The organism is Actinoplanes sp. NPDC048988 (assembly GCF_043197815.1).
Lineage (GTDB): Bacteria > Actinomycetota > Actinomycetes > Mycobacteriales > Micromonosporaceae > Actinoplanes.
On the sequence record NZ_JBICTW010000016.1, the window covers coordinates 214,598 to 227,072 of the forward strand.

A 12,475-nucleotide genomic window follows, 5' to 3' on the forward strand; every position below is an offset into this window, starting at 1 on the left:
CGCCTCACCCGGTATCAGCTGGCGCCGGCCGATTCGATCGCTGATGGGGCCGAGCCACGCATCCGGGCCGTCGACTGGGCCAGTCCGCCCTGACCGTGCGCGCCGGCTGGCCCGCGACGACGAGCGTCAACCATCCGCCGGGCCGCATCAACGGCATGCTCCGCCGGACCGGTCACGCAGGTGAGCGGTCAGTAGCGGTCGCGCTGGACGACGTGGGTGTCGATCAGGTCGAGGAAGGCCTTTGTGGCTCTGGTGGGTGCCGTCGCGAGGGCCGTCGCCACGGCCAGAGTCCAGGGTTCGGCCGGTGGGTCCAGCGGGACCGCCACGACCGTTGTCGTGGTTTCGGTGACCAAGGGTGGGACCAGGGCTATGCCGATGCCGGACTCGACGAAGCTGGGGACTGTGCTCAGGTCGCTGACCTCGACGGCGATCTGGCGGGTCACGCCGGCCGTTCGGAAGTCGGTGTCGGTGCGGGAGCGGTTGCAGAAACCGGTGGGCAGGTCGATGAACGGTTCGGCGGCCACCTCGGTCCGGGTGACCGTGTCGCGGGTGGCCAGCCTGTGGTGGGCCGGGATCAGCAGGCGCGGCTGGAACGTCGTGATCGGGTCGATACGTACGCCGGGAACCGGGTTTTGCACGCCGACGAAAGCGACGTCGAGCGTGCCCGCGCGCAGGCCCTCCAGGAGGCCGTCGGTGCCGGCGGCGTCGATGCTGAGGCTGAGCTGGACCTTCGGGTAACGTTCGCGGAAGTCGCGGACCAGGGAGCGCAGGTCGACCACGGTGAGGCCGCTGAGGGTGCCCACGCGCAGGCTGCCGGTGACGCCGCCGACGACGCCGTTCACCGCCTCGCGGGCCTGGTCGAGAGAGTCGAGGGCGCGGCGGGCCTCGGGGAGCAGGGCCTTGCCGGCCTCGGTCAGCGTGACCTTGCTGGTGCTGCGCTCGAACAGCGGGGTGCCCAGGTCGCGTTCGAGGGCGCGGATGCTGGCCGAGACCGTCGACTGGACGGCGTGGGTGCGGCGGGCGGCGCGGGTGAAGCTGAGCTCGTCCGCGACGGCGACGAAGAACTGGAGCTGGCGCTGTTCCACCCGGCCAGCTTATCGCCGAGGACGATGAGTGGGATCACAACTATTCGTTGGTGGCGGATAGCGCCGCGGGGTACTTGTTTAGCCATGAACATTCTTCTGGCCGGCTCGACCGGCTACATCGGGTCGGCGCTCCTTCCGGCCCTGGTCGCGGCGGGTCACTCGGTCACCGCGCTGGTGCGCGGCGAGGACAAGGCTTCGGTGGTACGGGGTAAGGGCGCGTCCGCCGTCGTGGGTGACATCACCGACAGCGCGCTCGTCACGCGGCTCGCGGCGGAGGCCGACGCCGTGGTGACCGTGGCGTCGCCGGGCGGCGCGAGCAGCAAGGACGACGAGACCGCCTTCGCCGACGCGGTCCTGGCCGGTCTCGATTCGGGCAAGACCTTCCTGCGTACGGGCGGTATCTGGGTTCACGGCGAGGGTGTCGTGGACGAGGACACGCCGCGGGACGCGCCGGCTCTGACCGCGTGGCGCGAGGCGGTCGACACCCGGGTGCTCCAGGCGCCGGGCGTCCGGTCGATCCTGATCGAGCCGGGCATCGTCTACGGGCACGGCGGCGGCATCCCCAACGTGGCGGTCGCGGCGGCCCGCGCGGGCAGCTTCGTCGGGCCGGGCACGCAGCACTGGACCACGATCCACGTGGACGACCTGGCCGAGCTCTACGTGGCCGCGCTGGAGCGGGCCGAGGCGGGCTCGACCTTCCTCGGGGTGAGCGGGGACAACCCGACGACCCGGGAGATCGGCGAGGCGCTGGCCCGCCGGCTCGACCTCGGCAGCGTCGTGCCCGAGACCGCCGAGGCGGTCGTGGAGCGTCTCGGCGCCTTCGGCGAGGCGCTGCTGCTCGACCAGCAGGCGACCGGAGAGAAGGCGCGCACGGTGTTGTCGTGGAAGCCGTCGCGGCCGTCGCTGCTGGCGGACATCGCGAACGGGTCGTACGACGCCTGAGGCCGTTTCACCACCCACATGGCCGGAAGCCGGGTGCGGCCTCAAGCCGCACCCGGCCGATGCCGAGAGGCGGGAGCTGTGCTTTTGCTTGTGGGCGCCCGCTGCCGCGTACAACTTTTTAAAAAAATCTTTAAGCGTTGATCTGCTCGTGGGAGCGCTCCCGTATGGACGGGGGAAGCACGTTGGTTCTCCCATGGCGGAAGGCGCAGTCCCAATGTACAGATCCCGGTTCAACAAGTCCCGTGCGAACGCGCGCCGCTGGCAAATCGGCGCCGGAGTCGCGGGTGTCGCCGTGGTGCTCACGGGCGTCGGGCTCGGCGTGGCCTCGGCGGCGGAGACCGTGCCGACGGTGAACTGTCCACAGGTGAACAATCTCCCGGCCGTTCCGGCGCAGGCCCAGGCCGAAGTGAAGCAGAACCTGGAACTGCTGAACACGCAGATCCGGGAAGCGAACAACCGAATCGCCTCGACGGTCGGCCAGGGCGGGCCGAACTTCATTCAGAACGCCATTCTCGGCCCGCTGAAGGACAAGCGTTTCGCGACCATCAACCGCATCGAGACGGCGATCGGCCGGAACGCGGCGAAGCCGAACCTGAACGCCGAAGGGCTGTCCGGGTGCTCGCTGAACCAGAACGGCGGATCGTCGGCACAGCAGCCGGTGGCCGTGCCCGGCCCGGCGGCCGGCGGCGGGGGCCAGAACGCGGCGCTGCCCACCGTCAACTGCCCGCAGCTGACCAACCTGCCGGCCGTCCCGGCGCAGGCTCAGGCCGAGGTCAAGCGCAACCTGGAACTGCTGAACACGCAGATCCGGGAAGCCAACAGCCGAATCGCCTCGACGGTCGGCCAGGGTGGTGCCAACTTCATTCAGAACGCCATTCTCGGCCCGCTGAAGGACAAGCGTTTCGCGACCATCAACCGCATCGAGACGGCGATCGGCCGGAACGCGGCGAAGCCGAACCTGAACGCCGAAGGGCTGTCCGGGTGCTCGCTGAACCAGAACGGCGGATCGTCGGCACAGCAGCCGGTCGACGTGCCCGCCGCCGGTAACGGCGGAAACGGCGGAAACGTCGCGGTCGCCACCGTGAAGTGCCCGGCGGTGAACAACCTGCCCGCCATTCCGGCGCAGGCGCAGGCCGAGGTGCAGCGCAATCTGGAACTGCTGAACACGCAGATCCGGGAGGCGAACAACCGGATCGCCTCGACGGTCGGCCAGGGTGGTCCGAACTTCATCCAGAACGCCATTCTGGGGCCGCTGGCGGACAAGCGATTCGCCACCATCAACCGCATCGAAACGGCTATCGGCCGGAACGCCGCCAAGCCGAACCTGAACGCCGCGGGCCTCGCGCCCTGCACGCTGAACAGCTGAATCATCCCTTCCCGGCCGGCGTCCCCGCCGGCCGGGAAGTCACGCTCATCACGTGAACGCATTCCCGCCATACGGCGGGGGTAGCTTCGCGAACATGCCCGCCGACACGCCGCAGCAGAACCAGCCGCACCGCCCCCACCCGTGGAAGGTGGAGGGCGCTCCGCCCGCGCCGCCACCCGGACCGCAGAAGCCCCCGCGGTCGTCGTGGGTCCGGTTCGGCGTCACTCTGGTGATCCTGCTGGCGCTCAACTGGATCATCTCGTCGGTGCTGCTGGCGCCGCCGGAGCGCACCGCGGTGTCGTACACGTACTTCCTGACCCAGGTTCAGGCCGACAACGTCTCCGAGATCACCTCGACCGGGGAGACGATCGAGGGCCAGTTCAAGAAGGAAGTGGCCTACACGCCGAGCGGCGAGACCGAGTCGGAGAAGGTCGAGCGGTTCAGCACCGAGCGGCCGTCGTTCGCCGACGACAACCTGTTCGCCCAGCTGCAGGCCAAGAACGTCCCGGTCAACGCCAATCCGCCGGACGCGCCGGCGCCGCTGTGGCAGCAACTGCTCGTCGGTTTCGGGCCCACGCTGCTGCTGGTCGGCATCTTCGTCTGGATCGCGCGGCGGTCGGCGGGCGCGCTCTCCGGCGGCGGGCTGGGCGGGTTCGGCAAGTCCAAGGCCAAGTTGTACGAGCCGGAGGGCGGCCCCCGGACGACCTTCGCCGACGTGGCGGGCATCGAGTCGGTGGAGCAGGAAGTCACCGAGATCGTCGACTTCCTTCGTGAACCCGACAAGTACCGCAAGCTCGGCGCGCAGATCCCGCACGGCGTGCTGCTGTCGGGCCCGCCCGGAACCGGAAAGACGCTGCTGGCCCGCGCGGTGGCCGGCGAGGCCAAGGTGCCGTTCTTCTCGATCTCGGCCTCCGAGTTCATCGAGGCGATCGTCGGTATCGGCGCCAGCCGCGTCCGCGACCTGTTCGACCAGGCCAAGAAGGTCGCCCCGTCGATCATCTTCATCGACGAGCTCGACGCCATCGGCCGGGCCCGCGGCGGGTCGGCGTCGCTGGGTGGCAACGACGAGCGCGAGCAGACCCTCAACCAGATCCTGACCGAGATGGACGGCTTCACCGGCAGCGAGGGCGTGGTCGTGCTGGCCGCCACCAACCGCACCGAGATCCTCGACCCGGCCCTGCTGCGGCCCGGCCGCTTCGACCGCCGCGTCACGGTGAGCCCGCCCGACCTGGCCGGCCGCCGGCAGATCCTCGAGGTGCACACCCGCGGCGTGCCGCTGGCCCCCGGCGTCGACCTGCAGGGCATCGCGTCGTCCACGCCCGGCTTCGTCGGCGCCGACCTGAAGAACCTGGTCAACGAGGCGGCCCTGCTGGCGGCCCGCCGCCAGCACAGCCAGGTGGCGAACAACGACTTCACCGACGCCCTCGAGAAGATCACGCTGGGCACGGTCCGCGGCCTGATGCTGACCCCCGAGGAGAAGACCCGCACGGCCTACCACGAGTCGGGCCACGCCCTGCTGGGCATGCTGACCCCGGGCGCCGACCCGGTCCGCAAGATCTCGATCATCCCGCGCGGCCAGGCCCTGGGCGTCACCTTCCAGAGCCCCAACACCGACCGGTACGGCTATTCGGCCGAGTACCTGCGCGGCCGCATCATCGGCGCGCTGGGCGGCCGGGCGGCCGAGGAGGTCGTCTTCGGCGACATGACGACAGGCGCCGAGAGCGACCTCGACCAGGTCAGCAACATCGCCCGCCAGATGGTCGGCCGCTGGGGCATGTCCGACGCGATCGGCCCGGTCACGGTCCTGCCCCCGCCCGGCCAGGAGTCCCCGTTCGGCTCGGACAACATCGCCCCGGCGACCCGCGAGCTGATCGACGCCGAGGTCCGCAAAATCGTCGAGGAGTGCCACGCCGAGGCCCTGTCGGTCCTCCGAGCCCACCGCGACCAGCTGGACCGCCTGGCCCACCGCCTCCTGGACACCGAAACCCTGGACGAGGCCGACGCCTACGCCGCCGCCGGCGTAGACCGCGACACGGCCCCGGGCGCGGTGGCCCGAGGCGAGGCCCCCGGCACCAGCCCGGCCCCCGGCCTGCCCGTCTCGGTCTCCCCGGAATCGGCAGCGGTCAGCTCGGCCACGTCACCTTCCGACTGACCCACGCCCGCTTTCGTCTTCTCCCGATGCCGGGGACCGTGCGCTGGTCCCCGGCATCGACGCATGGACGGAGAGCGCCGCTACCGAGGCAGGGCCACGACGACGGTGGCGGCCTGGCCCTCGCCGAACTCCCAGCCGGCGATCACCGTTGCGGCGCGCATCGCGTCGAGCAGGGTGCCGTCGGTGCGAGGGCGTAGCAGCAGGCGGGGGTATTGACGGTAGTTCTCGATGTGGGCGGCGCCGAGCTGCAGGTCGCGGCCCGGCGCCACGGTGCCGGCGGCGTCGAGGACGAACAGGGAGCCGGCGTAGTCGGGGATCCATCGTTCCGGGCCGAGCCGGTCGCCGCCGCTGTCGCCGGACCGGCCGGCGACCGGGGTCGCCAGCTGGTCCGGCGTGATGTCGTCGAGGGCGTCGCCGGCCGTCTCGTCGTCGTGATGGAACACCGCGTAGGTGGCCGCCGGGTCGAACTCCCCCAACGGACGCCCGAGCAGCAGTTCGAACACGTGACTGAGCGATGTGGACACGCGGCCAACCTGGACCATCAGCCGAGGAGGGCGTTCACCCACGGGTTGCGGAAGGTGCCGTGCGGGTCGAGACGCTGGGCCAGGGCCTGGAAATCGGCGAAGTGGGGGTACTGGGCGCGGATCACCGCCGGGTCGGTGGTGAAGACCTTGCCCCAGTGGGTGCGGGGGTCGACGGGGGCCAGGGCGGCCTCCAGGGCGGTCACCACCGGGAGCACAGCGTCGGTGTCGGCGATCCAGGTGAAGTGCAGGGCCACGCTGTCGCGCTCGTAGTTGGGGCTCAGCCACAGGGTGTCGGCGGCGATCGTGCGGACCTCGCAGACCTGCAGGACGGGGGCGATCTGGTCGCGGATGGCGGCTACCGCGTCCAGGGCGGCCAGGCCGTCGGCGCGGGCCACGTGGTATTCGGACTGGAGCTCGGAGCCGTTGCTCGGGGTGAACTCGGGCTTGAAGTGGGGCAGGCGGGTGTACCAGGGGCCGGGGACGCCGGCCTGCTCGGTGCTGTTCGTGGCCGGCATGCCGGGCACCGGGTGGCGCTTCTCGGGGGCGGGGGTGGCGCCGAACCACGGGCCCTCCATCGCCTCGGCCCGCTTGAGCCAGACGTGGTTGATGTCGGCGCTGGTCCAGTCGGTGAACAGGCTGACGCTGTAGCCGTTGCCCATGATCTCGTCGAAGTGGGCGCCCAGTTCGTCCCGGGTGAGGCCGTCGTAGACGTACTGCCGCAATTCGAATGAGGGTACGACGTCGAGGGTGAGCGCGGTGACGACGCCGAGCGCGCCGAGGCCGACCACGACGCCCTCGAAGTCGGGGTCGCCGCGGTGGAACGTCACGGGCTTGCCGGTGCCGTCGATCAGCTCGACCGACGAGATGGCGGCGGCGAGGTTCTTGTTGCGTTCGCCGGAGCCGTGGGTGGCCGTCATGATCGCACCGGCCACGGAGATGTGCGGCAGCGAGGCCATGTTGCCCAGGGCCAGGCCGTTGTCGTAGAGGAAGGCGGCCAGCTCGCCGTAGCGGACGCCGCCGTCGACGCGCACGGACCGGCGGTCGGCGCTGATCTCCAGGACGCGGGGCAGGCCGGCGAGCGAGACGAGCGTGCCGTCGGTGTCGGCCATCCGGTTGAAGGAGTGCCCGCTGCCGAGAACGCGGATCGGCCCGCCGGCCGCGACGATCTCGGCCACCTCGTCGACGGACGTGGGGCGCAGGACCCGCCGCGCGCCGAAGACGATGTTGCCGGCCCAGTTCGTTACTAGCTCGCTCATCAGCCCAGCGTAGGAGGAACCGCCCCGAACATAAAGATCAACTTTTTACCCGTACGTCATGACGATGAGTTTCAGGCGCATAACCGGTCGTACCGTTCATGACGACCTTCGCCCTGCCCGCAAGGCTCCACCGATCGGACATTTCGCCCTTATGTCGAGAAATCGGGTCGGGCTGCGGCGTCGTGGTCGTCGACGTCAGCGCCGTCACCGACCCTACGGTGATCACCATCGAGGCGCTGGCCCGGCTCAAGCTCGCCGCGCGCCGGCACGGCCGCGAGCTCAGAGTGCGAGGTGCGAGACCCCGTTTGACGGAGCTCGCATCACTGCTCGGCCTGGAGGGCGTCCTGATGGAGAGGTAGGGAGTGTTTGGAACGTTGATCGTTCGTTGAGCCCGCGTGGCGCGTGGTGACCTGACGAATGATCAATGGGCCAAGCTCGAGGCGGTGTTGCCCGAGGTGCGGATGGGACGCTCGCCTCGGGATCGCCGGACGGTGATCAACGCGATCCGCTGGCGGCTGAGGACTGGGTCGCCATGGCGGGACATGCCTGAGCGGTACGGGCCTTGGGAGACCGCGTACGGGTTGTTCCGGCAGTGGCAGCGCGATGGCGTCTGGGGCGAGATCCTGGCCAGGCTGCAGGCGGCGGCTGACGCCGAACCCAACGACCACGCCCTCGGCCGGTCACGTGGCGGGCTGAGCACAAAACCGCGTCTGGCCTGCGAGCAGGGTCAGCGGCCGCTCTCGATGCTGGTTACTGGCGGGCAGGCCGGTGACAGTCCGCAGTCCGGTGCGGTCCTGGCCGGGATCCGGGCGACTATCGGTGAGCCCTCGGACCAGGTCGGGCATCGACTACGACGTGGTTCGGCCGGTGGTGGACCACCCGCCTTCGACCGCGAAATCTACCAGCAGCGTCATGCCGTGGAGTGCGGCATCAATCGGCTCAAGCAGCACCGGGCAGCAATCGGTGAGTGGCTCCGATGACTTACCAAACACTCCTAGCCGAGGTGGGCCGGGAGGCCGAACAGGGGGAACAGCCGCGGGGTGTCGAGGAAGTTGGTGACCCGGGCGATCCGGCCCTCGGAGATCTCCAGGACGATCAGCGCCCACGGGTCGTGGCCGGCGCCGGACAAGGAGGGGCGGTACTGGCCGAAGGCCGGCAGGCCGCTCGCCGCCACCGGCAGCAGGCGGGAGCCTCGGCAGCCCGAGCCGGTTCCGCTCATCCAGGCCGTGATGTCGTCGGGGCCTCGCAGCCACAGCGGGAGCGGCGGCATGTTCAGGGTGGCGTCCTCGTGCAGGAGCGAGGTCAAAGCCTTCAGGTCGTACGACTCGAAGGCGCTCACGTACCGCGCCAGCAGCGATTTCTGGTCCTTGTCGAGGGGCTTGTAGACCTCGGCGGTGTCAACCGAGGACAGCGTCGCCCGGGCCCGCTGCAAAGCGCTGTTCACCCCGGCCACCGACGTGTCCAGCAGGTCGGCCACCTCCTGGGCCGACCACGCCAGCACCTCGCGCAGGATCAGCACCGCGCGCTGCTTGGCCGGCAGGTGTTGCAGGGCGGCCACGAAGGCCAGCCGGATCGACTCGCGCTCGGCGATCACATGAGCCGGGTCGACCACCTTGTCGTCGGGGATCGGGCCGACCCAGATCTGGTCGGGGCGGGGCTCGCCGGGGTCGGTCGCGTGGCCGGAACCGGCCGGGCCGAGGTCCATCGGGCGGACCCGGCGCTGGGCGCTGCCGAGCATGGTCAGGCAGACGTTCGTGGCGATGCGGTAGAGCCAGGAGCGCAGCGCCGCCCGCCCTTCGAAACTGTCGTAGCTCTTCCAGGCGCGCACCATCGTGTCCTGCACCGCGTCCTCCGCCTCGAAGCCGGAGCCGAGCATGCGGTAGCAGTAGCCGGTCAGCTCGGGCCGGAAAGCCTCCAGCTGCGTCTCGATCGGGGCGGTGACGTCGCTCACCCCGACGAATCTATCGGAAAAAGTTGTGTCCGCCGCGATGAGTTTCCCCGGGTGGGCGAGTCTGACCGGGCACAGACGCATTCGATGAGGAGACATCATGTACGCCGAGGTCAACGGACTCAACCTCTACTACGAGACGCACGGCGAGGGTACGCCGCTGATCCTGCTCCACGGTGGCCTCGGCTCGGGCGAGATGTTCGCGGCCACCCTGCCCGCGTTCGCCGACCACCACCGGGTGATCCTGCCCGACCTTCAGGGTCACGGCCGTACGGCCGACATCGACCGGCCGTTGAGCATCGAGGCGATGGCCGACGACATCGCCGCGCTCATCGACCACCTGGGACTCGAGAAGCCGGACGTGGTGGGCTTCTCGCTCGGCGGCGGCGTCGCCCTGCTGCTCGCCATCCGCCACCCGGACAAGGTCGGCCGCGTGGTGTCCGGCTCGGCCGGCATCCGGCGCGGCGCCACCTACCAGGAGATCCTCGACCAGCAGGGCCAGGTCGGGGCGGCCGCCGCCGAGTTCATGAAGGACACCCCGATGTACGAGCTGTACCAGCGGGTGGCGCCGCGGCCGGAGGACTTCCCGCGCCTGCTCGACAAGATCGGCCAGGCGATGGCCCAGGACTTCGACTACACCGAGGAGGTCAAGAGGATCAGCGTGCCGACCCAGATCGTGGCCGCCGACGCCGACATGTGCCCGCCGAGCCATTTCGTCGAGGTGTTCGGGCTGCTCGACGGCGGTCACCGGGACGGCGGCTGGACGGGTGAGGGCCGGCCGAAGGGCGGGCACGCGCTCGCCATCCTGCCGGGCCTGACCCACTACAACGTCGTCGACTCCCCCCTGTTCGCGGCGGTCGCCCTCGACTTCGTCGACAGGAAGGACTGAACGGCGAAAAGCGCGAAACCCACAAGGACAGGCACGAGTACGGGGTGTACGAGCATCCCCAGCACGGCGACGATCACCACGATCCCGCCGACGGGGGCAAGCAACGCCGGGCGGGCCACCACGGTGGCCCGTGCCAGGCGGAGCGACCCGACACCAGCCACCAAAGCCGCAAATCCGATAAGTCCGACTCCGATGATCAAGACGACGGTGATCATGAGTCGCCCGCCCGGGACAGCGCCACGGGACAGCGCTGCCACGTCGACCGCGATCAGCCAGACCGCCGCGAGCAACAGCGGACCGGCCAGGAGGCCGCGGACAAAACGGGCACGGAACAGCGCCCATGATTCCGCGAAGGTGAGCCACCGTCCATACACGATGTGGTTCTGAATAGAGGCGGCCCCGACCAGGAAGGCCGCTCCCAGCGTGACCACCGGAAGGGACAAGAGGGTCACCACGATGCCGAGCAGGGCCAGGTCGGCGGCCACCCGCCACGAGTCGTGTTTCATCCCTTGAGCCCGCTCGTGTTGATGCCCTCGACCAGCAGCCGCTGGAAGGCCACGAAGAACAGGAAGACCGGGACCAGCGACAGCAGCGACATCGCGAACATCGGGCCGACCGAGCTCTCGCTGGTCGAGTCGATGAACAGCGTCAGCGCGACCGGCGCCGTGTAGTCCTTGAGCTCGGACAGGTAGACCAGCTGCCGGAAGAAGTCGTTCCAGGTCCAGATGAACGAGAAGATCGCCGTCGTGACCAGCGCCGGCCGCGAGAGCGGCAGGATCACATGACGGAAGATGCTGTACGGGGACGCGCCGTCGATCACCGCGGCCTCGTCCAGCTCGCGCGGGATGCCGCGCATGAACTGCACCATCAGGAAGACGAAGAACGCCTCGGTGGCCAGGAAGTGCGGCACCAGCAGGGGCAGGTACGGCCAGTCGCCGCCGACCCAGCCCAGCGTCCGGAACAGGATGTACTGCGGGATGATCAGCACGTGACCCGGCAGGAGCAGCGTACCGATCATGATGGCGAACCAGAAGCCGCGCATCCGGAACCTCAGACGGCCGAAGGCGTACGCGGCCAGCAGGCAGCTCAGCGTGTTGCCGACCACCGTCAGCACGGCCACCATGGCGCTGTTGAGGAAGAACCGGCCGAAGGCCTCGTCGAACTTGTTCCAGCCCTCGCTGAAGTTCGACGGGGTGAACTCCCGCGGGATCAGCCCGATGTTGTTGACGATCTCCTCGGGCGACTTGAACGACGTGCCGACCATCCACACCAGCGGATAGAGCACGATCGCGAGAATGACGATCAGCGCGGCAAGTCTGATCTTCGAAGACATCACCGCTCCTCGTTGTCGGAGTAGTGGACCCAGAACTTGCCGGTGTTGAAAAGCACCACGGTGATCAGGCCGACCACGAGCAGGAAGACCCAGGCCATGGCCGAGGCGTAGCCCATGTTCAGCTCGACGAAGCCCTTGTTGTACAGGTGCAGCGTGTACATCAGCGTCGAGTCGACCGGGCCGCCGGTGCCGCCGCTGAGCACGAAGGCCGACGTGAAGCCCTGGAAGCCGTGGATGGTCTCGAGGACCAGGTTGAAGAAGATGACCGGCGACAGCATCGGCAGCGTGATGTGGGTGAACTGGCGCCAGGCGCCGGCCCCGTCGACCGAGGCCGCCTCGTACAGCTCGGCCGGCACCTGCTTGAGACCGGCCAGGAAGATCACCATCGGGGCGCCGAACTGCCAGATGGCCAGCAGCATCAGCGTCTCGAGCGCCCACTGCGGATCGTTCACCCAGGGCGCGCCCTCGATCCCGAACAGGGCCAGGAACGAGTTGAAGGCGCCCTCCCGGTTGAACATGCTGCGCCAGACGATCGCCACGGCCACGCTGCCGCCGAGCAGCGACGGCAGGTAGAACAGGCCGCGGAACACCGCGATGCCCTTGAACGCCTTGTTGAGCAGCAGCGCCACCCCGAGCGCGGCGGCCAGCTTGAGCGGCACGGCGACCAGCGCGAAGGTGACGGTGACGCGCACCGCGTGCCAGTACGACGGATCGGCCGTGAACATCTCGCGGTAGTTGTCGAACCCGACCCACTGCGCCTCACCGACGTCGATGAGCGGGCTGTAGTCGGTGAAGCTCAGGTACAGCGAGAGCAGCATCGGGATCGCCGTGATGCCCAGCAGCCCGAGCAGCCACGGTGAGAGGAAAACGTATCCGGCCAGGTCCTCGCGGCGCCGGCGCGCCCGGCCGCCCCGCCGCGGGGCGGCGGGGGGCGGGGGCACGGGGCCGGTCGGACGGACCGGTATCTGAGCCGTTGTCAC

At 69.5% G+C, this 12,475-nt stretch carries 13 protein-coding genes; 6 read left to right on the top strand and 7 right to left on the bottom strand.

Features of this window, described 5'->3' with window-relative positions; genetic code table 11:
• Positions 1 to 188 precede the first annotated feature (188 nt).
• On the bottom strand, positions 189 to 1,085 hold the full coding sequence (locus ACGFJ7_RS36750) for a LysR family transcriptional regulator (protein ID WP_392646528.1): 897 nt from the start codon (positions 1,083 to 1,085) through the stop codon (positions 189 to 191).
• A gap of 84 nt (positions 1,086 to 1,169) precedes the next feature.
• Between ACGFJ7_RS36750 and ACGFJ7_RS36755 the strand changes: the two genes are divergently transcribed.
• From ACGFJ7_RS36755 to ftsH, 3 genes are all read left to right on the top strand, one after another.
• Positions 1,170 to 2,027 (top strand): NAD-dependent epimerase/dehydratase family protein, encoded by an 858-nt coding sequence (locus ACGFJ7_RS36755; protein WP_392646530.1) that lies wholly within the window; start codon positions 1,170 to 1,172, stop codon positions 2,025 to 2,027.
• A 214-nt stretch (positions 2,028 to 2,241) separates the two neighbouring features.
• On the top strand, positions 2,242 to 3,393 hold the full coding sequence (locus ACGFJ7_RS36760) for a hypothetical protein (RefSeq protein ID WP_392646532.1): 1,152 nt from the start codon (positions 2,242 to 2,244) through the stop codon (positions 3,391 to 3,393).
• A gap of 94 nt (positions 3,394 to 3,487) precedes the next feature.
• Entirely contained in the window at positions 3,488 to 5,545 is a 2,058-nt protein-coding gene (gene ftsH, locus ACGFJ7_RS36765) for an ATP-dependent zinc metalloprotease FtsH (RefSeq protein WP_360261214.1), read from the top strand.
• An 80-nt stretch (positions 5,546 to 5,625) separates the two neighbouring features.
• Here the strand turns inward: ftsH and ACGFJ7_RS36770 are convergent, their stop codons facing one another.
• Positions 5,626 to 6,069 (bottom strand): hypothetical protein, encoded by a 444-nt coding sequence (locus tag ACGFJ7_RS36770; protein ID WP_392646534.1) that lies wholly within the window; start codon positions 6,067 to 6,069, stop codon positions 5,626 to 5,628.
• Between the two features lie 17 nt (positions 6,070 to 6,086).
• Positions 6,087 to 7,325 carry an FAD-binding protein gene (locus ACGFJ7_RS36775; RefSeq protein WP_360261210.1) on the bottom strand — a complete coding sequence of 413 codons (1,239 nt, stop codon included), beginning with the start codon at positions 7,323 to 7,325 and terminating at the stop codon, positions 6,087 to 6,089.
• A gap of 98 nt (positions 7,326 to 7,423) precedes the next feature.
• Between ACGFJ7_RS36775 and ACGFJ7_RS36780 the strand changes: the two genes are divergently transcribed.
• Together ACGFJ7_RS36780 and ACGFJ7_RS36785 are read left to right on the top strand one after the other, a co-directional pair.
• Positions 7,424 to 7,684, top strand: a complete 261-nt coding sequence (locus ACGFJ7_RS36780) for an STAS domain-containing protein (protein WP_360261208.1) — start codon at positions 7,424 to 7,426, stop codon at positions 7,682 to 7,684.
• 36 nt (positions 7,685 to 7,720) lie between these two features.
• Positions 7,721 to 8,305 carry a transposase gene (locus ACGFJ7_RS36785; protein WP_392646536.1) on the top strand — a complete coding sequence of 195 codons (585 nt, stop codon included), beginning with the start codon at positions 7,721 to 7,723 and terminating at the stop codon, positions 8,303 to 8,305.
• 14 nt (positions 8,306 to 8,319) lie between these two features.
• Here the strand turns inward: ACGFJ7_RS36785 and ACGFJ7_RS36790 are convergent, their stop codons facing one another.
• On the bottom strand, positions 8,320 to 9,276 hold the full coding sequence (locus tag ACGFJ7_RS36790; RefSeq protein WP_360258565.1) for a sigma-70 family RNA polymerase sigma factor: 957 nt from the start codon (positions 9,274 to 9,276) through the stop codon (positions 8,320 to 8,322).
• 94 nt (positions 9,277 to 9,370) lie between these two features.
• Between ACGFJ7_RS36790 and ACGFJ7_RS36795 the strand changes: the two genes are divergently transcribed.
• A complete protein-coding gene (locus tag ACGFJ7_RS36795) occupies positions 9,371 to 10,162 on the top strand; it encodes an alpha/beta fold hydrolase (RefSeq protein ID WP_392646569.1) in 792 nt (263 codons plus the stop codon).
• On the opposite strand, the gene ACGFJ7_RS36800 is transcribed toward ACGFJ7_RS36795, so the two are convergent.
• Genes ACGFJ7_RS36800 through ACGFJ7_RS36810 form a run of 3 tightly spaced genes read right to left on the bottom strand, consistent with a single transcriptional unit; the run spans position 10,096 to position 12,436 of the window.
• The gene (locus ACGFJ7_RS36800) at positions 10,096 to 10,647 is read right to left on the bottom strand and encodes a hypothetical protein (protein ID WP_392646538.1); all 552 of its coding nucleotides are present in this window, start codon (positions 10,645 to 10,647) and stop codon (positions 10,096 to 10,098) included. The genes ACGFJ7_RS36795 and ACGFJ7_RS36800 overlap by 67 nt on opposite strands.
• Before the next feature lie 17 nt (positions 10,648 to 10,664).
• Positions 10,665 to 11,495, bottom strand: coding sequence for a carbohydrate ABC transporter permease (locus tag ACGFJ7_RS36805; RefSeq protein ID WP_360258571.1), 831 nt, complete (start codon positions 11,493 to 11,495; stop codon positions 10,665 to 10,667).
• The gene (locus ACGFJ7_RS36810) at positions 11,495 to 12,436 is read right to left on the bottom strand and encodes a sugar ABC transporter permease (RefSeq protein WP_360258574.1); all 942 of its coding nucleotides are present in this window, start codon (positions 12,434 to 12,436) and stop codon (positions 11,495 to 11,497) included. The genes ACGFJ7_RS36805 and ACGFJ7_RS36810 overlap by 1 nt, the downstream gene beginning before the upstream one ends.
• Between the last annotated feature and the right edge of the window lie 39 nt (positions 12,437 to 12,475).

Coding starts and splice junctions, on each gene's coding strand:
- ACGFJ7_RS36755 (WP_392646530.1), top strand. CDS start 1,170: ATGAACATTCTTCTGGCCGGCTCGACCGGCTACATCGGGTCGGCGCTC.
- ACGFJ7_RS36760 (WP_392646532.1), top strand. CDS start 2,242: ATGTACAGATCCCGGTTCAACAAGTCCCGTGCGAACGCGCGCCGCTGG.
- ftsH (WP_360261214.1), top strand. CDS start 3,488: ATGCCCGCCGACACGCCGCAGCAGAACCAGCCGCACCGCCCCCACCCG.
- ACGFJ7_RS36775 (WP_360261210.1), bottom strand. CDS start 7,325: ATGAGCGAGCTAGTAACGAACTGGGCCGGCAACATCGTCTTCGGCGCG.
- ACGFJ7_RS36780 (WP_360261208.1), top strand. CDS start 7,424: ATGACGACCTTCGCCCTGCCCGCAAGGCTCCACCGATCGGACATTTCG.
- ACGFJ7_RS36805 (WP_360258571.1), bottom strand. CDS start 11,495: ATGTCTTCGAAGATCAGACTTGCCGCGCTGATCGTCATTCTCGCGATC.